Source organism: Blastopirellula retiformator (genome assembly GCF_007859755.1).
Taxonomy (GTDB): domain Bacteria; phylum Planctomycetota; class Planctomycetia; order Pirellulales; family Pirellulaceae; genus Blastopirellula; species Blastopirellula retiformator.
Genome location: NZ_SJPF01000004.1, coordinates 20,058 through 38,858, shown reverse-complemented (window position 1 = coordinate 38,858; position 18,801 = coordinate 20,058). Strand labels below are relative to the sequence as shown.

Here is an 18,801-nt window from a genome sequence, read left to right as displayed (position 1 = left end):
GCGTCGCTACTTTCACGCTTCGAGAACAAATTATGCCCTTCAAAGGTTGTAGGTTGGGCCAGCGCTGCGCTACAAACCCAACCTACGCCGGATGGCGGCTTACGCCCGCTTGTAGACCGCCTTCATGAAGGTGCTCCACTCGCCGTCGTCGGTCTGAACGGCCGAGGTGAAGGTCCGCTGGTTGTCGTTGATCAAGTGAATCGTCTCGCGATAGTTGGCCGTTCCGGTACCGTCGAATTTGGGGCCGATCGCGTTGAGCACCAGGATCCCCTGGTCGAGATCAAGCGATCCTTCGTAAACCCACATGTGGTTCATCATCGAGCCGATCCACGTGCCGAGCATCGCCTGTTTTTCGGGCGAGTAGCCAAGCGTGATGCAGGTGTAGCCGGTCTGCGGCTTCTCTCCCTCGGGGCACGGCATTTCCCCCTGGCCTTCGCCAATCATCCAGTTGGCGCCCAGCATCCGAATCGATTCTTTGCCGGTGCTCTTATGCGTCATTTGATCGGGTTCGTCTTCCACCGTCGCTTCAAACGTCCAGTCGCCAACCAACCGCTGCAGCCACTCATGCTCTGGGGTTACTTTAACAGTCCGTTGATTTTCTCATCGGGCTGCTGGATCGCAGGGATGGTATCCCAAAATAGCGACGTAAGTCGTTATTTTGCGAGCCGCGAAGAGCTATGCTCTGAGCCTGGCGAGGTTGGAAAATGCCACGAGGGCATTTTTCAACAGGCAGTTAAAGTTAAACATGCTCGATTATCCCAAGTTGGATTCCAACGAAGTGTGAACATTGAATGTTACGAGGTCGACCCGGCCTCGCCAGGCGAAGCTTGCTTCACTTCCTCCTCGGTGATCTGCTTCAGGCTTTCCAGCCCTTCGGTAAATTGGTTGCCGCACATCTCTTCGAAGTTCATGAACAGGCTCGTTACCTTGGCCATGAAGTTGTTCTTGCCATCCATCCGCCAAGTGACGTTGGTCTGATCGCCGTCGGAAGCGAAGGTGAAGAAGACGTCATTCTCACACGCGAACGGGCGAAGGATCTTGAGGTCCATTTTGATTTTCTCGTACGGCTGCGACTCGGCGATGGTGATCGCTCCTGCGCCTACGTTTCCATCACCGTTCCAGGCATAGTAGGCGCCCTCCCCTTCGACCGTATCGCCGTAGGTCTTTTTCATGTTGGGGTCGAGCTTTTCCCAGGGAGACCAGGCTTCCCACTTTTGCAGGTTGTTGACGTGCGGGAAGACTACCTCCGGCGGAGCGGCCATCTTCATCGAACGCGCGTACGAAAACTGATTGGGACGGGTCATCGCCGCGATCAGAATGACGACGACCGCCAAGACCAGCAGTAGGACGATGCCGAGAACAATTTTGAGGATCATAAGAACGTGTCTCCACGAGAATGGATAACCAAAGCGACATCCGACATTTGTCGAGGGCTCGCGATGACGTTGAATAGAGCATCAGTTGGCTCGGGCGGCCAGTTTTTCTGCGAATTCTTTAGTCCGCTGATTTCGAAAGTCCCAGCCAGCGTTTGCGCCGTCGAAAACGTCTTGCGTGATCTGCCCCAGGCCACGATGCGTTAGCTGCAGCGTCGTCATGTCGCCTGTTTCGATCAGTCGATATTGCACGTGATTGGTGGCGGCGTAGGACATAAAGAGGGGGCCGCAGATCTCGAGCAGCTTCGGCGGTTTGATTACCTGCACGTGACCCCAGAAGTGCCCGGCGTTATCGCCCAGATCGCGGAACCAGCGTCCGCCAGGCCAGGCTTCCAGCACCATGGGAAACGGCTGCGTCTTGTCGTTGGGCATGACCCCCTCTGGGCCCATCTCGGCCAAGATCGCCTCCCAGGCGATGGCGATCGGGGCGTTGATTTCGATTTCCTGATAGATGTGAAGTACGCGGACCGCTTCGGTATCGTTGACGGCGACCATCGCTTAGATCTCCTTCGGTTTTTTCGATTTCGGCTGGGCGGCGCGCTCGGCCGCCAGTTTCTCGGCGCGTTGTTTGATTCGATCGAGCTGATTGCTCCAGAATCGTTCGTACGTTTTCACCCAGTCATGCACCGGTCGTAACTCCACCGCGTTCAGTTCGTACAGACGCTGTTTCCCTTGCTTGCGAACGGAAACGACGCCGACCTTGCGGAGCACGGCCAGGTGTTTCGACACCGCCGGCTGCGGCAACTGCAGCGCCTCGACCAGATCGCCAACCGCTTGCGGACGGCTGGCCCCAGCCAACAGGTCGATAATCTGTCGTCGCCGCGGTTCGGCAATGGCGTTGAAGACGTCGGTGGTGGTGGCGGCTCGTGGCATGGCTTTATTTATATTCCCATAAGGGAATGTGTCAACAGGCGAGGTTTCAGAAAGTTCAAATCCAGCTTGATGCATCGATCGGGCGGCCTGGGCAGGTCGCTAGAACTGACCTGATAGTTGCGCAATCCGACCAGTAGGAAGCAGTCTGGTCGGGGTACCCAAGGATAGGCGACTACGCCTGATCCTTGGCGCGATGGATCGATAGGACGAGCGACGTGAGCGACACACAGGTTATCAGCAGCGCCAGCAAGAGGAACGTCCAGTGGATCCAGAACAGCAGGAGAAAGAGAAACTGCTGATTGTCTGAAATGATCGAAAGGCGAAAAAATCGTGGAGGACTCGATTGCAGCCAGGCGAAGCAACTGGCGATCAGCGCCAACAGCGCGGCGAGAAACAGATCGACGCCGGCTTGGTAGATTCGCTTTCGCGTCACTTCCGAAGCGAAGTTATGCGTAGCGCGGCTCCAGTTGAACGATGACGCGCTGAACGTCAGGATGACCAGAAACGAGGTGAGCGACAGGACCTCTTGCCGCGATGTGATTTCCGTAAACTGCCAGATCAAGACGATCACTGCGACCAACAGCAGGAAAATCGGTGCGATCAGGCACGCGATCCAGCGCAAGACTTGTTGAATTTTCGAGATCATGTCTTGTCGTGGGGCATTCATGGCGGGCGGCGGATCGAGTTTTCAAGACTTCGCGGTATTACGATAGCGAACGAGCGAACCAACTGCCATAACAATTTGTCTCGCCAACTTCCCCCGTCATTTCTCGCCAGAGCCGTTTGCATGAACGACGATCTCTCCCAAGTTCGCCAAGGCGATGATCGCTGGGCGCCCCACTACGACCATGACTTGAACCCGATGCAAGGGATGGAGCAGTCGCACATCCAGCCGGCGCTAGGCGAACTGCTGGCGAAACGCCTCATACGTCTTCTTCTCTGACGTGAAATCAAGCACCGCGAAGTCAACCTTGGCAAACGCCCCGACAAACCGCGGGTCTTGCGTCAGCGCTTCGTGCATCCAGCGGGCGACCTCGCCCGGATCGTTGCGGAAGACGCCGCATCCCCACGCTCCCAGGACGATCGCATCGTGCCCATGTGCAAGGGCGACCGCCAAGACATGGGCTAGTCGCTCGCGCATTACCGGCTCGATCTGGGTGACGTTTTGCGGCTCGTTCTGGCGAACCGCTCCGGCATTGACCGCCGGCGAGGTGATGATTGACGTCGCGTACGGCTGCGGCAGCAGTTGGTCGTCGTCATCCCGAAAGACCGGCGCCCGCGGCGAGTAGATCAAGTGATGCGTGTACAAGCAACTGCCGCCGGCGCGATTCACTTCGTAGTAGGTTGGCGCCTTCTGCAAGCTGGCGTATAGACCGGAAGCCCGGGCCAGGGATTCTTCTTGAGCCTGACTTCCGCCCAGGAATCCGCCGCCCTGGTTTTTCGCCGAGGCAAAGTTCAGGCAGACCGGATCGCGGAACCCTTCGGCAATCTGCCGGCGGACCGCGGCGAAGGTGGTGCAGTTGTCGACCCGCAGTTGCGTGTTGTGCGGCGAATCGGGCGCGGCAAGCTTGGCGGCGAGCGATTCGGCCTGCTCGGGTGTGTAGAGTCTTGTGCCGGCGAGAGACTCGGTTAATTGGGGTTCGATGGAGACTTGTTCGCCGTTCGATACGTAAGTTCCGCGGTCGAGAATCTCGACCGTTTCGCCGGCGATCGACCGGCGAGTGCTGCGACTTGTCATTTCTCGCGCTTTCTTTGTGTTTGTGTTACACTATCTTGTTGCCGGTAGGTCACCAGAGAAAGTCCAAAGGTTCGCGCGGCGAGATTTCTCCTTATGCAAGCGCTGGAAATGTCGTCGCGACGGTAGTAAGTTAGGAGCGGCGGAACGCACCTGGGACTAGTCGCACGCAGAAACCGAAGAATTGCACCATGGGATTATTTCTCTCGATGTCCGGCGTCATCGGTAAAGACGTCGCCGCCGTAGAAGCGGCGCTGTCCGCCTTCGCCGATGAAAAAGAGGGGGACTTTGCCGAGGCGACCCGCACGATCGTCGACGAAGACTGTCTGGTGCTGGCGGGCGACGGAGATCGGACGTCGGTCCTCTACCCGAGCGACTTCTTCGATTGGGACGCCGCCAGTCAGTACCTGTCGCGGAAGCTGGCCGCCCCGGTATTTTCGTTTCACATCCACGATGAAGATCTGTGGATGTACCTGCTGTTCCGCAAGGGACAGCCGATCGACGCCTTCAATCCGATCCCCGACTATTGGGACGACAATCTGAGCGAAGAAGAGATCAAATACTGGGCCGGCGATCCCCAGCAAGTCGCGCAGGCAGTCCCTGGGCTCGCCTCTGGAGAAATCGAACAGTACTTGATCCGCTGGGAAGACCCCGACTACGACGAAGTCCGCCGCGCCTACGCCGACGACGAGTTTGGCTCGGCCGATTGCTGGCAACTGCTCGACTTCATGAAGAAGCTCGGCTTCGAATACCCGATTACCGTCGAAGGACGGATCGAAGGCAAGACGTTCCGTTTTGCCTGTGAGACCAAAGGGGAAGGCGTGTAGCTCCCAGGGCGCCTTCCGAGCCCGTCGCCTAGTGCCCAAGTTTGCAGGTCGGAGCGGCTGAATTTTCTCAGAGTAGGCTGCCGACGTCGCCGAGCAACGTACGCAGACTTGGCAATCGATTCAATTCTGACAGCAAGAGAGAAGACTTGGCTGCTTCGTACACCCGCGGTAAATGGCTTTACTTTGCGATTGCGATTCCGGTCGCGCTGCTCGAAATGACCAGCCTCGCGCTGGCGTTGATCGGGCCTTGGAACGAGATCGCCTGGTCGCGATTGAGATTGACTTTGATACCGAATCGCAACAGGCGAGCATGGAGTCGTTACTCGGCGGCCAAGCGAAAACGTCGGTAGCTCCGCAACAGGAAAGTCACCGCGCCGCTAACAAGGGGAGCGCGGCGATTGGGAATGACGAATGCACCACACTGATTCGTCATTCCGGTTTCGACATTAATCATTTGGTCGGAAGCATTTCCCTCGCTCGCGCGTTGGGCTACTTGTGGCGATTCGCGCTTCCGTCTTGGGCCGATTTAAAAGCCGAGCCCCGGTCCGTTAAGCGCCGCCGTGCCGACCGTTCCATCGGTGATGTGGAACATGCTGGGGAATCGCTTCGCCCATTCGACATTGCCGGCCGGGCAGTATTGGCGGCCGTTCCCTTCGATCGCGGCGATCGTCGGCAAGCGGGCCGCCAGGCTGGCCGAGTGGAGGAATGAGTAGCCGGGGCAGGTCAGATCTTGCACGCAGAGAAACATCCCAAACTTCTGCGCCGCGGCGCCCATCAGCAGCGCTTCGCTTTGTCCCTTACAGGCCTTCAGGGCGACGCCGCTATAACCTTGTTCGCGAGCCAGCAACAGCGACTCGTAATCGATCAGCGACTCGTCGATCACCACCGGCTTGATCTTGGCGGCGGCGTGCATGCGGTTTTCGGGATTGGCTCGCAGGTCGCGACTAGTCGGTTGTTCGATGTACTGCACCCGATCAAGCGCCGTCGGGCTCGACTCGTTCAGCTTGGCGAGGAAGTCGAGAATGTACTGCACATTGGGGCAGCGCTCGTTGAAGTCGAGCGAATACTGCCAGGTCGTGACGCCACGCTGCGTTTGGGCGGTGGTGGCGACCGCGTCGATCTTGGCGACGCGGGCCGCGTCCCAATCGAGATTGTCGCCGTTGAGCTTGATCTTCAGGTGGGTCAAACCGTCGGCCAGGATCCAGTCCCCCAGCGTCTCGGGCAGGCCGTCGCCGACCGGGTTTTCGAGCTCGTCCTGATCGAGCGGATCGAGCGCGCCGATCAGATGATAGAGCGGCATCTTGGCCTGGGGCGTGCGCGACGTGTATTGATCGAGATATTCGCCGGCGAACTCGCTGGAGAGATAGGTCGCGATGTCGGTGTTGGCGTACTCGGCGCCGAGTACGTTGTAGCTGTTCTGCCCCAGCGCTTTGCCGTAGGCGTCATGGATCGCCGCTTCGGTCGGGCTGGCCGCGACCAACGCCGCCAATTTGGGGACCGCTTCGGTAATGCCGGCGTCCTGGGCGATCTTGGCGGCGATGTCGCCATACTGCGTATGCGCGGCGGCGGTCAGTTCTAGCGGATGGCCGCTTTGGTCGAGCTTTGGCCCTGACTCGGCGATGGCGGTACCGATGTCGATCATCGCCTGCAGAGTCGCATCCCCCGAGGTAAGCGAAGTTGGCCACGCCCAGACGTTGCCCATCGGCATCGAGCCAAACCCCGTGCCGCGGCGACCATCGGCCGTTTCGACATCGAGCTTGACGTTCAGAAGCGTCACGTCGGTCACCACGCGTCCCCCAAACTTGATCGGGGTGCGGTAGTTGATGTGCTCCGCCGAGATGCGGACGTCGCGAATACGGATATCGGTAGGTTTGGCCATGCGGTTGCTCCTAGGTTCGACGTGAGCGGATTCATTCCGCCGATTTGAAGAACCGTAGAATATGGCGCGAGACAGGCTCCGCCGCAACCAAGCTAAGAGGCTTTTAGACTGTTGCATCTCAGGAAAAACGCCCGGATGACGTTTTTCCACATCGCCAAGCTGCTGGCGAAGTCTCTCGCGGTTTGCAAACGAACGTCCTACGTCGTTAGTTGCGGAACGCATGGATGCACTACAGCAGCCCGTCGCAAATCAACGGGCTGCTATTCCCCGGTTGAAAACATCAACCGGATGCTAGAGCGTTTTTCTGATAGCTCTTCGCGGCTCCCAAAATAACGACTTACGTCGCTATTTTGGGATCGCATCCCTGCGATCACGCAGTCCGTCGAGAAAATCAACGGACTGCTAGACCAAACCTTTGCGAACCGCCCACACTGCCGCTTGCGTACGATCGGAGACGCCGACTTTGCGCAGAATGTGTTGGACGTGTTCTTTGACCGTCTCGTAGCTGATGTGCAGCGCTTGAGCGATCTCTTTGTTCGTCAGCCCCAGGGCGAGTTGACGCAACACTTCGCTTTCCCGTTGGGTTAGCGGCACTTCGACGTCGGCGTTCAAACGCGGGGTGGCCAGGGCGCCGGTCACGCGACGCAGCTCATCTCGCGTCCAGGCGCTTTCGCCATTGGCGGCGGTGTGGATCGCATCGACCAGACGGTCGCGGGGATCCCCTTTCAAGACGTACCCATTGGCGCCAAGGGCAACGGCCCGGGCGACGTAGGTGGGGTTGTCGTAGGTCGACAAGATCAGGATCGGCAGGTCGGGCCGTTCCAGCTTGATTCGTCCCAGGGTGGTCAGGCCATCCCCTTCGGGCATGCGGATATCAAGCAGAACGACGTCGGGATTAACGGAGGTAACCATCCGCACCGTTTCTTCGCCGGTTCGGGCTTCTCCCGCAACTTCAATGTCGGTGCCCGAAACCAGGCTCTTTAAACCGCAGCGGACGACTTCGTGATCGTCGGCAACTAACAATCGAATGGTCATTCAACACTCCAGATGCAACGCTCGACTTATCGATTTTAGACTTATTGTACCCGCCATCGGTGTTACTGACGGGGCTGCACTAGCATCTTTTCGGAAAACCATCCGGTTTTACGACAAATTTCTAGCACATCCGGCGCCAAGTAGCTTCATTGGGGTTTAGCTGGCTGTCGGCAGCGGGTGTGAAAGCCTAAAAGCGATAAAAAATTGGTTATTTGGGGCTTGGCGATTTGGCTGAGATTCCACAGGGGGGAATGCTTGCCCTCTTCCCACCTTTCAAATCATTACGACATCCAGCGTTTGTTGCTACAGCGGGTTTCCGCGTAATCTTCACAAACTACGTGTTTTTCAAGGAAAAAGCAGAGCACTTTCGACTTGTGTGCAAAATGGTGCGGTCGATGCGCATTATCTTGCACCGATGTCTAGATGCTCTACCTCCTATCTACTCGACTGTGAGCCGAACTGGGCCGACCAAAATTGCGCTCAAACTGTAGATAGATGATAAGAAAAAAATGGCAGGAAAAAAGGTGGATCTTTTTTCGGTGATCCCCGCTAGTGGAGGACCGGGCAAACGTCAAACCATTGCCGCCCTTGTTTGTACATCCACTTGGTCGACTCTTCCGGTCCCCAACCGCCGGGCTCGTATTTCATCAAAGGCGATGCGGCTGGGCTGTTCCAAGCTGCCAGGATCGGATCAACGATGCCCCATGCGAGTTCCACTTCGTCACTGCGGGCGAAGAGACTGGCGTCGCCTTGAATCGCGTCCAACAACAGTCGTTGGTAGGCGTCCGGCAGGTCGCCGGCGAACTGTCGGCGGAACCGGAAATCGAGGTCGGTCGTGCGGGTCCGCATCCCGGCGTCGGGAACCTTGCTTTGAATATGGACCTGCAGTCCTTCGGCCGGCTGGATTTGAATCACCAGGCGGTTTCCTTCCAGCGACTCGCAATGCTCAAACAGCGTCAGCGGCGGCTCTTTGTACTGAATGACGATCTGCGTGGTGCGGCAGGACATCGCTTTGCCGCTTCGTAGATAAAACGGAACGCCCTGCCATCGCCAATTGTCGACCCACAGCTTTAGCGCCGTGAAGGTGGGCGTTTGGCTATTGGACGGAACCCCTTCTTCGTTAAGGTAACCGTCGTATTGGCCGCGCAGCGTGTTTTGGGCGAAGTCGGCGCCGGTCATCGGGCGAATCGCCTGCAGCACTTTGACTTTCTCGCCGCGAACCATCGACGCGTCAAAGCGGACCGGCGATTCCATCGCGGTGATCATCATCAATTGCAGCAAGTGGTTTTGCACCATATCTCGCATGACGCCGGAAGTGTCGTAATAGCCGCCGCGGCGACCGACGACCACTTCTTCGGCCACGGTGATCTGCACGTGATCGATGTAATTGCGATTCCAGAGCGGCTCAAAAATCGAGTTGCCGAACCGCAGCACCAACAGGTTTTGGACCGTCTCTTTGCCCAGGTAATGGTCAATGCGATAGACGTGATCTTCCGCGAAAACCTTATGAACGCGAGAGTTCAACTGCTGGGCGGTCGTCAGGTCGGTGCCGAACGGCTTTTCGATCACCACGCGACGTGGGCCTTGCGATTGATCGGCCATGCCGGCGGCGCCAATCATTTCGACGGCGATCGGATAGAGCTTCGGCATCGTGGAGAGATAGTAGATACGGCTCGCCTCGCCCCCTTCCAGTTCGTTCAAGAAACCGGCCAGGGTTTCCATATCGCCCGAGTCTTGCAGGTCGCCTGGCTGGTAATAAACCTGGGCCGCAAACTCGGTCCACGCGGCGGCGTCGAACGAGTCGCCGGTGAATTTCCTGGTCGTTTCTTCGAGGTCCGCCCGCCAGGCGTCGGACGTAAACGTGGTCCGGGAGACGCCGACCACGCGAGTCGACTCGGGCAAACGACCTTTTTTGTGAAGCAGATACAGAGCGGGTATAAGCTTGCGGCTCGTCAGATCGCCGGAAGCGCCGAAAATCACGATTGTGTGCGACATGGTTGCTTTCGTGGAGTGTTCGGACAGGACGCGCGCAGTGCGATCTGGTTATTCTAGGTTTTCTTGAGCAAGATGCGAAACCCGGCAGTGGCCGAGCGACGCATCACGTGAAATCTAGAACCGCATCGCCGTAAAGCCGCCATCGACGTAGATTGTCGCGCCGGTAATGAAACTGCCCGCGGTGGGAGATAAGAGAGTGATCGCCGCCCCTACTAGCTCTTCCGGCTCACCGAAACGCTTCATCGGGGTTTGCGCCATGATGTTGGCGACGCGATCTTGATCCAAGATTTTTCGGTTTTGCTCGGCTGGGAAGAAGCCGGGGCAAAGGACGTTGACGCGAACCTTTTGCGTGGCGTACTCACGCGCGACGTTCTGCGACAGATTGACGACCGCCGCTTTGGAGGCCGAATAGGCGTAGACCCGCGACAGCGGCAAGTGGGCGGTCACGCTGCCGATATTCAAAATCGACCCACCGCCAGGCTGTTTGGCCATGAAGGGAGCAAACAGCTGGCAGGCTAAGTGGGTTCCGGTCAGATTGGTCGCCAGGACGCGGTCCCAATCTTCTTCGGTGATTTCTTCGTACGGAACGGACGAGTTGACGCCGGCACAGTTGACCAGCATGTCGATCGAACCGAATTTTTCGAGCGTTACGGCTTTCAACTCTTCCAGCGACGCCTTGCTGACGGCGTCGACTGGGTGAAAAATCGCTTCGCCGCCAAGTTCGGCAATGCGGGTCGCTTGCGCATCGCCCCGCTCGGGGTTCATGCCAGATACGACGACCTTGGCTCCGGCTTGGGCCAGCCCTTCGGCGATGGCCCCGCCCAAAACGCCCGTGGCGCCGATAACGATGGCTGTTCGACCTTCGAGACCGAACAAGCCCCGCAAATAACTATCCGACATTTCGCCCTACTTTCTCGTCCGTTGATGCTAACTCACGCGGTTGGTAACCAGCGGCGCCGATTAGGCTTCCGGCTCTTTCCGCAGTTTCAGCCATTCGGCGTGGAAGGTCCCTTCCTCGTCGGTTCGCTGGAACGTGTGGGCGCCAAAGTAGTCGCGCTGGGCCTGCAGCAGGTTGGCCGGCAGGTTGGCGCGACGGTAACCGTCGTAGTAGGCCAAGGCGCCCGCGAACGCCGGAGCCGGGATGCCAAGCGTCGCCGCGGTGGCGACGACGTTTCGCCAGCCCGCTTCCGCCTTCTTGACGGCGTCGGTGAAGTACGGAGCCAGCAGCAGGTTCTCCAGGTTCGCGTCGGCGTCGAACGCTTCTTTGATGCGATCCAGGAACTGAGCCCGAATGATGCAGCCGCCGCGCCACAGCAGGGCGCAGTCGCCGTAGTTGAGCGGCCAGTCATGCTCGGCCGCAGCCGCTTGCAGTTGGACGAAGCCTTGGGCGTAGCTCATGATCTTCGACGCGTACAGGGCGTCACGAACATGGTTGATGAACTCTTGCTTGTCGCCGCTGTAGGTTTCGGTCGGACCCGACAGCACTTTGCTGGCGCGAACGCGGGCTTCCTTAACGGCCGAGAGCGAACGAGCGTAAACCGCGGTCGTCACCAGCGTGCTGGGAACGCCCAGGTCGAGCGCCAGTTGGCTCATCCACTTGCCGGTACCCTTGGCGCCGGCGCGATCCAGGACCTTGTCGACCAGGAAGTCGCCGGTCTTTTCGTCTTTGACGCTGAAGATGTCGCGGGTGATCTCGATCAGGTAGCTTTGCAGCTCGCCCTTGTTCCACTCGGCGAAGACGTCGTACAGCTCTTCGTTGGTCAGGCCGATGCCATGCTTCAGCAGGAAGTAGGCTTCGCAGATCATCTGCATGTCGCCGTACTCGATGCCGTTGTGGACCATCTTCACGTAGTGGCCGGCGCCGCGGGGACCAACCCATTCGCAGCACGGGATGTCGTCGTTCGGACCGACCTTGGCGGCGATCGACTGGAAGATCTCTTTCAGTTCCGGCCAGGCCGCTTCGCTACCGCCCGGCATCAAGCTCGGACCCTTCAGGGCGCCTTCTTCACCGCCCGAAACGCCGGTGCCGGAGTAGAGCAGACCCTTCTCTTCGACATACTTGGTGCGGCGTTCGGTGTCGCTGTAGAGCGTGTTGCCGCCGTCGATGATGATGTCCCCTTTGTCCATCAGCGGCAGCAGCGATTCGATGATCGCGTCGACGGCCGGGCCCGCTTTGACGAGCATCATCACCTTGCGGGGCGTCTTGAGCGACTTGACCAGGTCTTCCAACGTGTGGCACCCGACGAACTTCTTGCCGGCGGCGCGACCAGCGATGAACGCGTCGGTCTTCTCGGTCGTGCGATTGTAGACGGCGACGCTGTAGCCGCGGCTTTCGACGTTCAGGGCGAGGTTTTCGCCCATGACGGCCAAACCGATCAAACCGAAATCACATTTTTCGGACATGGTTGTTCACTTTCTTGCAAGATGACGGGTCCGACGCCATAGCGCGGACAGGCGGATACTATTTTAAAATCTTGACGGGTTGGTTTAGCAGTCCGTTGATTTTCTCGACGGACTGCGTGATCGCATGGATGCGAGCCGCGAAGAGCGATGCTCTGAGCCTGGCGAGGTTGCAAAATGCCACGAGGGCATTTTGCAACAGGCAGTTAGTCTTCGACCGGCCAGCTGGGACGCGACGGCAGGTAGCGATCAAATTCGTCGAGCAACGCCTGTTGGTAGTCGCCGGCGAATTCGCCGCTGAGGAACTTGTCGACGCCTTCATCGCGGAATCGCTTCCAGCTGTTTTCTTCATCGCCCGGGTTGATCGGGTAGAAGAGGCAGTTGTTGGCCTTGGCGGCGGCGTAGTCGCCGGGGGCGTCGCCGATCATCAGGGTGTGGTTCTCGGCGTACTTGGTCGCGTTGGTCAGCGTCTCTTTCTTGTTGCCGGCTTCCTGGCCGCAGATGGCGGTGACGTACTGCGTCAGGCCATGTTCCGACCACTCGGCTTCGAGCGCTTCGTTCGGCGTGGCCGAAACGACCAGCATGTCGGCGCTGTCTTTCAGCTTTTCGAGCGACTCTTGCACATACGGGAACGGCGGAACGCCGCGGACCATGCCGGCTATCATTTCGTTGACGGCGACCGACCACTTCAAGGCGTGGGCCAGTTCTTCGTCACCCGTTTCGGCAACCTTCTTTTCGAGCGCCGGGTTGCCGAGCTTCGTCTCTTCCTTCATCCATTTGACGACCGCCTGCGGGATCTTGATTTCGTAGCCGCGCGACTTCACTTCGGGACGCTTCGACAGCCACTCCATCGCTTCGATCAAAGCCGGAAAGCGGTTGATGCCGCGGCTTTTACTGTAGAGATTAACGAACTCGGCCGCTTCGCGAGCGTACTTGCTGACGCCTTGCAGTTCGTAGTAGTTGATGATGTTGGGGATGAAGCATTCTTTGTGCTTCAGTTCCATCGTGTCGAAGACGCAGCCGTCAGAGTCGATGCCGACGAGGAACTTTTTGCTCGGTTCGATTTGATAGGTCATCGTATTGATTCAGTTCGTGTGTGGTGGATTGGGGTAAACGCCAAGATCGGCCGGTTACTTCGGCGCCTTTTGGCGATCGGCTTGCGGCACGTAAGCCGGCAGTTTTTGGTCGGCGAAGATCGGCTGCAGGCGGGTCATGCGTTGACGGCCATCGATCATCGGCAGCGAGACCATCCCTTCGCCCAGCAGCGGCTTGGCGTAAGCGATAAAGTCGTCGGTGACGTCGTAGCCGTTCGGCGTGATCCATTCTTTGGGGAAGGTGCGTTCGCTGTTGGCGACTTCCGACAGCGGGGCTTTGTCGTAACGGACGCTGTAGACCGGCCCTTCGTTACGCAGGATGGTCGACATGAAGCCCGACTCGCGATTCGAGGCCAGCAGCGCCGCTTGTTGGCCGGCGTGGTAGGCTTCGTCCAGGTCGACGCTCGAAGCGTAGGCCATCGCGTGACGTTGATCCGTACCCGAAACGTTGCAGCGAGCGGCGCCCTTGGCGGCCAGGCCCTTTTGGTTCAGGAAGTTGGTGACCGTTTGAGCGACGGTGATTTGGCTCGAGCTGAACGAGGTGTGCCCGAACGCGTCTTTCACTTCGCCAATGTCGCCCACGTTAAAGCCTTCGCTGATGACGACCATGCAGCGGCCATCTTTCTTCAGCTGTTCGTTGACGTTTTGGTGCAGCTCTTCCAGCGAGCAGGGAGACTCGGCCAGGTAGATCTGCAGCGGCATTTCGCGGTTCGGATCGGCCAACCGAGCGGCGGCCGGAATGTAACCGATCTTGCGACCCATCGCCTGCATGACGAGAACCGGGTCAGCCGGGCTGCTCCCTTGGTTTTCTTCGTTGGCGTACTGAACCATGTGCATCCAGTACTTGGCGGTCGACGCATAGCCGGGCGTATGGTCGATCAACTTGAATTCGCTGTCGCCGACGTCATTGTCGATCGTCTTGGGGCCGCCGATGCCGATCAGATCGAGCCCGCGCTCTTGGGCCATGATCGCCATCTTGTTGGCGGTGTCCATCGAGTCGTTGCCGCCGATGTAGACGAAGTAGCCGATGTTGTGGGCCTTGAAAACTTCGATCACGCGATCGAAATCTTCGTTCTGCCAATCCTTCAGCTTGTAGCGGCAGGTGCCGATCGAACCGGCGGCCGGCGTGTAGCGGAGCAGCGAGATTTCTTCGGCCGGCTGATCCGACAGACTGATCAATTCTTCTTTCAGCACCCCTTCGATGCCATGGTGCGCGCCGTAGACCGTTCCGATGTTGTCCATGTCGCGGGCCATCTCGACAATGCCGCGCAAGGTGTTGTTGATCACCGGACTCGGGCCGCCGCTCTGGGCGACGATCATATTCTTGGGAGCGCTCATTAGGTAACTCAAGCAGCAAAGGGGCGAGGAAAACGGACGACGCTGGTCTCCAATAGTGAAACCAAGAACCGCGACAAAACCGCCAATTTTAGACGAGTAAAAAGAACCCGACAATTAGGGGCGAGAGAACCCAGGCAAGCGCCAGCGATGGCGGGATTGGGGAGTGGATTGGGAGATTAACCCCAGAAAAGTGGAAATGGCCGAAGGGCGTGCCGTAGGGTCCGCTGTGCGGACCAATCGCGAGCTTGGCCGACTCAGGGGACCCTGGGCGGGGAATTTGCCATCGAGAACGCATTTGGTCCGCACAGCGGACCCTACGTTAACAGTCCGTTGATTTTTTCGACGGACTGCGTGATCGCACGGATGCGATCCAAAAATAACGACGTAAGTCGTTATTTTGCGAGCCGCGAAGAGCGATGCTCTGAGCCTGGCGAGGTTGCAAAATGCCACGATGGCATTTTGCAACAGGCAGTTAAACCATTGTTTTCCGGCCGGCGCGGGCGTAGGCGCCCAGCAGTTTCAGCACGTGACGCCCCGCCAATTGCTTGTCTCCGCCGGCGGCGGCGTTGCAGACCGAGCCCGCGATTTCGGCAATTTCGGGGTAGCCGTAGACTTCGCTGCAGCGATAGATGAAGTGGCTCAAGCGGCCCGCTTCGGTCCAATTTTTGTCTTTAACCGCGGCGACCAGTTCGTCAATGTGCGGGGTGAGCCCATCCAAAAACTTCTGCACACGGACGTTGTCGAGCGCAAGTCGCAGCGAGGTACCCGAAATGTCGGGTAGTTGAGTGTCGGTCAAGGTCGGGGGCTCCATGCTGGGAGAGGGAGAAAAGTCGTTTGGCTACGCCGCATTGGCGAGACGGATGTAATCTCGCGGCTGATCGGCGGTTGGCTTTAGCAGTTCGGAGACGAGCATCAGCGCCAACGACGCGTCATACAGACGCTCGCGATGGCGAATCACCAGGTGACGCTCGGCGCCCCGCACCTTGTCGAGTTCGGCGTGAATTGCCGCAGCGGCCCGAGCGCGAACAAATCCTCGGAATTCGGCGTCCGACATATCACGACATTCGTCATCCAGACGGCGTCGGACCACAGGAATCGCTGCGGTAGCGATTTTGGCGGATAATTCAGCAACCACGCGACGTCGCGAGCAACCCCAAGGGTTCAGCCACTCCATGGCGTTCCCTCCCCTGTTAAGGCGGTACTGGAAAAAATGCATTCGCCCGGCCAGACGCCGGTTTAACGCATCTCCCATTTTCGAACCAAGCGGCCCTGGGCGATCAAACTTCTCGCCGCGGGTCTCGTTAGAGCGTCCAGCGAATTCGGTCCGCTCGTAACTTTCGTAACATTTAGATCAAGCTGAACGATCATGACGCCGATATTCATCCTTGTCGCTTGCCAGCAATCGCTACGATCGGAACTGCTACCGCCACTTGACCAGCAGAAGCAGTTTCTCTAAGTTTGCGTGAATGACACCGCGGCGCCGTGGCCAAGTGGCTAAGGCAACGGATTGCAAATCCGTCATCCCCGGTTCGAATCCGGGCGGCGCCTCTTGCTAAAACCCAAGTCGGATAACGACTTGGGTTTTTTATGCGCAATTGGTGAGTGCAGATTTTGCGACGATTTTTCGGCCGCAATTTCACGGCATTCCTATCTTTTCTGGATTGCCTGTCTTCTCGGCGTTCGGGGGTGTCTGGGGCCCATCTTGCTCGTGCGGTCGCGGGGGGGCGAATTCGCAGGAAAGCCGCTGGCGGCAGCAAAGTGCCCGTAGTTTGAGCCTGCCGCGGCCGGAAAAGCTCCACCAGGACTCAATTGGCAGGTAAGCTTGTGGTATCTCGTCGAATTATTCCGCCCCCCTGCTCTTCCTGCGAAACGAGCGTATGTCTACTTCTGACGACCCGCTTAGCGACTCGAATATTGGCGAAACGATCGCCCATACCGAAGGTGGAGATTTCAGCAAAGAGCAGCAAGATATCGCCATGTCGGCGCTATTGCTGCGCTCTGGCGCGCTGACCGAGCGGCAGTTGGCCCAAGGTTTCGCCTCGTGGACGATCCATGGCAGCCTGCCGCTGAACGATCATTTGCTGGCGCTGGGGTTAATTGACGACGATACGAACCGAAAAATTGCCCGCAGCGCGCCACGCTTGCTGGAAGAAGTCGAGGCCGGGGCCGAGCGAAATTCTTCGGTCGAATGCGTCGTCGCCCAGACGCTCGATGCGGTCGACCCGGCCGGCACGATCGCCCGGCTGATGGGCATTCGAGCCGTTGCCGGAGCGGGCGCTGCTGACGTTACCGGCATGCGCGCCTCGGAAGCTCGCTTCAAACTCTTGCGAAAGCTCGGGCAAGGTGGCTTGGGCCGCGTCTGGCTCGCCTACGACGAACATCTCAAGCGTCCAGTCGCCGTCAAAGAAATCACGGCGATCGATCAGCAGACGGCGCTCGAGCGGTTTCGCCGCGAAGCGGAGATCACCGGCCGGCTTGAGCATCCCGGCATCGTGCCGATTTACCAGTTGGGAGAAGACGCCGCGACCGGTCAGGCGTTTTACGCGATGCGGTTTCTCGGTAAGACGACGCTGCATGATTCAATCATGGAGTACCACGAGCGACTCGCCGAAGGAGATCATAGCCCGATGCTGCTGCGGCGGCTGCTGACCGACTTCGTCAACATTTGCCAGGCGATCGGTCACGCCCACTCGCGCAAGGTGATTCACCGCGACTTGAAGCCCGAAAACGTGGCGATCGACAGTTTTGGTCAGGTGATCGTGATCGACTGGGGGATCGCGAAAGTGATTGACGAACTGCAGTCGCTCGACAACCTGGCGGGCAGTCAAAGTGTGGCCGGCAGCGGCAACAGCACGATCGAAGGGCAGATCTTAGGGACGCCCCTTTACATGGCGCCGGAACAAGCGGCGGGCCGCGTCGACGAACTGGACGAGCGGACCGATATTTACGGCCTCGGAGCCATCCTTTACGCCATCTTGACCGGCGCCGCGCCGCACGAACAAACGCGAGAAACTTCGAAATCGACCAATGGTCGTCAATTGTTATCGGCCATCGCCGGCCGCCCCTCGCCCAATGCCCGCGATGCGAACCCGCACGCCGACCCCGCGCTGACGGCGATCTGCGCAAAAGCGATGGCTCGCCGGCAATATGCTCGGTATCAAAGTGCGACCGATCTTGCCGACGACGTCGAACGCTGGATGGCGGGAGAGAACGTCAGCGCCTATCAAGAGAAACCGCTGCAGCTGCTGGCGCGCTGGATTCAAAACAATCGCATCCTGTCGCAAGCGATCGCCCTGGTGGTGGTGACCGCCATTGTCGGTGTGGCGGTGATGATCGTCACCTCGCATCAAGCGTCGAGATCGAATCGTCAGATCCGCTTCGACGAAATGCGCGCCTACAGCCGCGAATTGGAAGTTCAACTGCAGTCGACCGCCGAGCAGGTCTCGAAAGACGCCCGCTTCATGTCGAGTTTGCCGCCAATTCAAGCGTTGATCCCGGCGAAGCCGGATGCGGCGGTTGGCGAATCGCCCGAAGTGTGGCGTAGCCGGCTCGAAATGATCTATGAAGAGTTCTTGCGGGCGAATCCGGACTATGTGTCGATCGCGTACATGCAGCTAACCGAGGAAGCGGCGACCGATATTGTCCGCGTCGAGCGGAATACCGACGATCCCGCCTACATCCGGCGAGTGCCGGCAAGCCGTTTGGCGAAGTTTGAAGAGCAAAGCGTGCTGCAGCAGACGTTGAAGCTAGAGCCGGGCGACATTCAACTGGTGCTGCGCGACGCCAATGATGATCCGGCCGACGCGGTGACTGACGGCGTGCGGCTGTTTGCGGCGACGCCGGTTTACGCGGCAGAATCGGGCGACCTGTTTGGCGTGGTCGTGGTTCAGGTCAATTTACTGCGTCGGCTGACGCAGTTTCTGACGCGGGTCGAACAAAATACGGCGATCATCGACGTCACCGATGGCGAAGGTAACGTTTGGATCAGCGACACGCCGAGCGAAGGAGTCATCGCCAATCCGAAGATGGTGTCGATTGGCAGTCAGATTCCAAGTCTCAAGCAGTTCTTCAGCAGCCCGGAAGAGAAGACGAAGGTCGATCTGGAAAGTGGCTTGATCGCTTCCAAGCTATCGCTCAATCGGTTTGACGACTCGACATCCGTTGGGGTCGTGCTGAAGCTGATGGAGTAGCG

General features: G+C 58.6%; 17 protein-coding genes, 1 tRNA gene and 1 pseudogene. 4 read left to right on the top strand and 15 right to left on the bottom strand.

All coding sequences use genetic code 11. The annotated features are described in order from the left end of the window. Positions 1-99: 99 nt before the first annotated feature. The 5 genes and pseudogenes from Enr8_RS16185 to Enr8_RS16165 all read right to left on the bottom strand — a co-directional run. A pseudogene (locus Enr8_RS16185) lies at positions 100-564 on the bottom strand (DUF1579 domain-containing protein); the annotation flags it as partial. Between the two features lie 230 nt (positions 565-794). After that, complete coding sequence (locus tag Enr8_RS16180; RefSeq protein ID WP_146433454.1) at positions 795-1,376, bottom strand: SRPBCC family protein; 582 nt, start codon at positions 1,374-1,376, stop codon at positions 795-797. Positions 1,377-1,457: 81 nt separating this feature from the next. Beyond that, a complete protein-coding gene (locus tag Enr8_RS16175; protein WP_146433452.1) occupies positions 1,458-1,928 on the bottom strand; it encodes an SRPBCC family protein in 471 nt (156 codons plus the stop codon). A gap of 3 nt (positions 1,929-1,931) precedes the next feature. After that, positions 1,932-2,306, bottom strand: a complete 375-nt coding sequence (locus tag Enr8_RS16170) for an ArsR/SmtB family transcription factor (RefSeq protein WP_146433450.1) — start codon at positions 2,304-2,306, stop codon at positions 1,932-1,934. Positions 2,307-2,478: 172 nt separating this feature from the next. Further along, positions 2,479-2,973, bottom strand: coding sequence for a hypothetical protein (locus Enr8_RS16165; RefSeq protein WP_146433448.1), 495 nt, complete (start codon positions 2,971-2,973; stop codon positions 2,479-2,481). Positions 2,974-3,093: 120 nt separating this feature from the next. Between Enr8_RS16165 and Enr8_RS25520 the strand changes: the two genes are divergently transcribed. Beyond that, positions 3,094-3,249 (top strand): hypothetical protein, encoded by a 156-nt coding sequence (locus Enr8_RS25520; protein WP_186767699.1) that lies wholly within the window; start codon positions 3,094-3,096, stop codon positions 3,247-3,249. Here the strand turns inward: Enr8_RS25520 and Enr8_RS16160 are convergent. Further along, entirely contained in the window at positions 3,205-4,044 is an 840-nt protein-coding gene (locus Enr8_RS16160) for a TIGR02452 family protein (RefSeq protein WP_222434885.1), read from the bottom strand. The two genes, Enr8_RS25520 and Enr8_RS16160, sit on opposite strands and share 45 nt — an antisense overlap. Before the next feature lie 188 nt (positions 4,045-4,232). On the opposite strand from Enr8_RS16160, the gene Enr8_RS16155 reads away from it, so the two are divergent. Further along, positions 4,233-4,868, top strand: coding sequence for a hypothetical protein (locus Enr8_RS16155; RefSeq protein WP_146433446.1), 636 nt, complete (start codon positions 4,233-4,235; stop codon positions 4,866-4,868). Between the two features lie 526 nt (positions 4,869-5,394). On the opposite strand, the gene Enr8_RS16150 is transcribed toward Enr8_RS16155, so the two are convergent. From Enr8_RS16150 to Enr8_RS16110, 9 genes are all read right to left on the bottom strand, one after another. Beyond that, entirely contained in the window at positions 5,395-6,747 is a 1,353-nt protein-coding gene (locus Enr8_RS16150) for a mandelate racemase/muconate lactonizing enzyme family protein (protein ID WP_146433444.1), read from the bottom strand. A gap of 402 nt (positions 6,748-7,149) precedes the next feature. Then, a complete protein-coding gene (locus Enr8_RS16145; protein WP_002652771.1) occupies positions 7,150-7,782 on the bottom strand; it encodes a response regulator in 633 nt (210 codons plus the stop codon). Positions 7,783-8,331: 549 nt separating this feature from the next. Then, entirely contained in the window at positions 8,332-9,777 is a 1,446-nt protein-coding gene (gene zwf, locus Enr8_RS16140) for a glucose-6-phosphate dehydrogenase (RefSeq protein ID WP_146433442.1), read from the bottom strand. Between the two features lie 114 nt (positions 9,778-9,891). Beyond that, the gene (locus Enr8_RS16135; RefSeq protein ID WP_146433440.1) at positions 9,892-10,677 is read right to left on the bottom strand and encodes an SDR family oxidoreductase; all 786 of its coding nucleotides are present in this window, start codon (positions 10,675-10,677) and stop codon (positions 9,892-9,894) included. A gap of 60 nt (positions 10,678-10,737) precedes the next feature. Beyond that, positions 10,738-12,180 (bottom strand): NADP-dependent phosphogluconate dehydrogenase, encoded by a 1,443-nt coding sequence (gene gndA / locus Enr8_RS16130; protein WP_146433438.1) that lies wholly within the window; start codon positions 12,178-12,180, stop codon positions 10,738-10,740. Between the two features lie 203 nt (positions 12,181-12,383). Next, a complete protein-coding gene (locus tag Enr8_RS16125) occupies positions 12,384-13,253 on the bottom strand; it encodes an HAD family hydrolase (protein WP_146433436.1) in 870 nt (289 codons plus the stop codon). A 54-nt stretch (positions 13,254-13,307) separates the two neighbouring features. Further along, positions 13,308-14,609, bottom strand: coding sequence for a diphosphate--fructose-6-phosphate 1-phosphotransferase (locus Enr8_RS16120; protein ID WP_146433434.1), 1,302 nt, complete (start codon positions 14,607-14,609; stop codon positions 13,308-13,310). 472 nt (positions 14,610-15,081) lie between these two features. Further along, complete coding sequence (locus Enr8_RS16115; RefSeq protein WP_146433431.1) at positions 15,082-15,405, bottom strand: Hpt domain-containing protein; 324 nt, start codon at positions 15,403-15,405, stop codon at positions 15,082-15,084. Between the two features lie 42 nt (positions 15,406-15,447). Beyond that, positions 15,448-15,783 (bottom strand): hypothetical protein, encoded by a 336-nt coding sequence (locus tag Enr8_RS16110; protein ID WP_146433428.1) that lies wholly within the window; start codon positions 15,781-15,783, stop codon positions 15,448-15,450. A gap of 302 nt (positions 15,784-16,085) precedes the next feature. Between Enr8_RS16110 and Enr8_RS16105 the strand changes: the two genes are divergently transcribed. After that, positions 16,086-16,157: transfer RNA gene (locus tag Enr8_RS16105), tRNA-Cys, on the top strand. 329 nt (positions 16,158-16,486) lie between these two features. Then, the gene (locus tag Enr8_RS16100; RefSeq protein WP_146433426.1) at positions 16,487-18,799 is read left to right on the top strand and encodes a serine/threonine-protein kinase; all 2,313 of its coding nucleotides are present in this window, start codon (positions 16,487-16,489) and stop codon (positions 18,797-18,799) included. Positions 18,800-18,801 lie beyond the last annotated feature (2 nt).

Coding starts and splice junctions, on each gene's coding strand:
- Enr8_RS16125 (WP_146433436.1), bottom strand. CDS start 13,253: ATGACCTATCAAATCGAACCGAGCAAAAAGTTCCTCGTCGGCATCGAC.
- Enr8_RS16145 (WP_002652771.1), bottom strand. CDS start 7,782: ATGACCATTCGATTGTTAGTTGCCGACGATCACGAAGTCGTCCGCTGC.
- Enr8_RS16155 (WP_146433446.1), top strand. CDS start 4,233: ATGGGATTATTTCTCTCGATGTCCGGCGTCATCGGTAAAGACGTCGCC.
- Enr8_RS16165 (WP_146433448.1), bottom strand. CDS start 2,973: ATGAATGCCCCACGACAAGACATGATCTCGAAAATTCAACAAGTCTTG.
- Enr8_RS16120 (WP_146433434.1), bottom strand. CDS start 14,609: ATGAGCGCTCCCAAGAATATGATCGTCGCCCAGAGCGGCGGCCCGAGT.
- Enr8_RS16180 (WP_146433454.1), bottom strand. CDS start 1,376: ATGATCCTCAAAATTGTTCTCGGCATCGTCCTACTGCTGGTCTTGGCG.
- zwf (WP_146433442.1), bottom strand. CDS start 9,777: ATGTCGCACACAATCGTGATTTTCGGCGCTTCCGGCGATCTGACGAGC.
- Enr8_RS16160 (WP_222434885.1), bottom strand. CDS start 4,044: ATGACAAGTCGCAGCACTCGCCGGTCGATCGCCGGCGAAACGGTCGAG.
- Enr8_RS16170 (WP_146433450.1), bottom strand. CDS start 2,306: ATGCCACGAGCCGCCACCACCACCGACGTCTTCAACGCCATTGCCGAA.
- Enr8_RS16150 (WP_146433444.1), bottom strand. CDS start 6,747: ATGGCCAAACCTACCGATATCCGTATTCGCGACGTCCGCATCTCGGCG.
- Enr8_RS16175 (WP_146433452.1), bottom strand. CDS start 1,928: ATGGTCGCCGTCAACGATACCGAAGCGGTCCGCGTACTTCACATCTAT.
- gndA (WP_146433438.1), bottom strand. CDS start 12,180: ATGTCCGAAAAATGTGATTTCGGTTTGATCGGTTTGGCCGTCATGGGC.
- Enr8_RS16100 (WP_146433426.1), top strand. CDS start 16,487: ATGTCTACTTCTGACGACCCGCTTAGCGACTCGAATATTGGCGAAACG.
- Enr8_RS16135 (WP_146433440.1), bottom strand. CDS start 10,677: ATGTCGGATAGTTATTTGCGGGGCTTGTTCGGTCTCGAAGGTCGAACA.
- Enr8_RS16110 (WP_146433428.1), bottom strand. CDS start 15,783: ATGGAGTGGCTGAACCCTTGGGGTTGCTCGCGACGTCGCGTGGTTGCT.
- Enr8_RS25520 (WP_186767699.1), top strand. CDS start 3,094: ATGAACGACGATCTCTCCCAAGTTCGCCAAGGCGATGATCGCTGGGCG.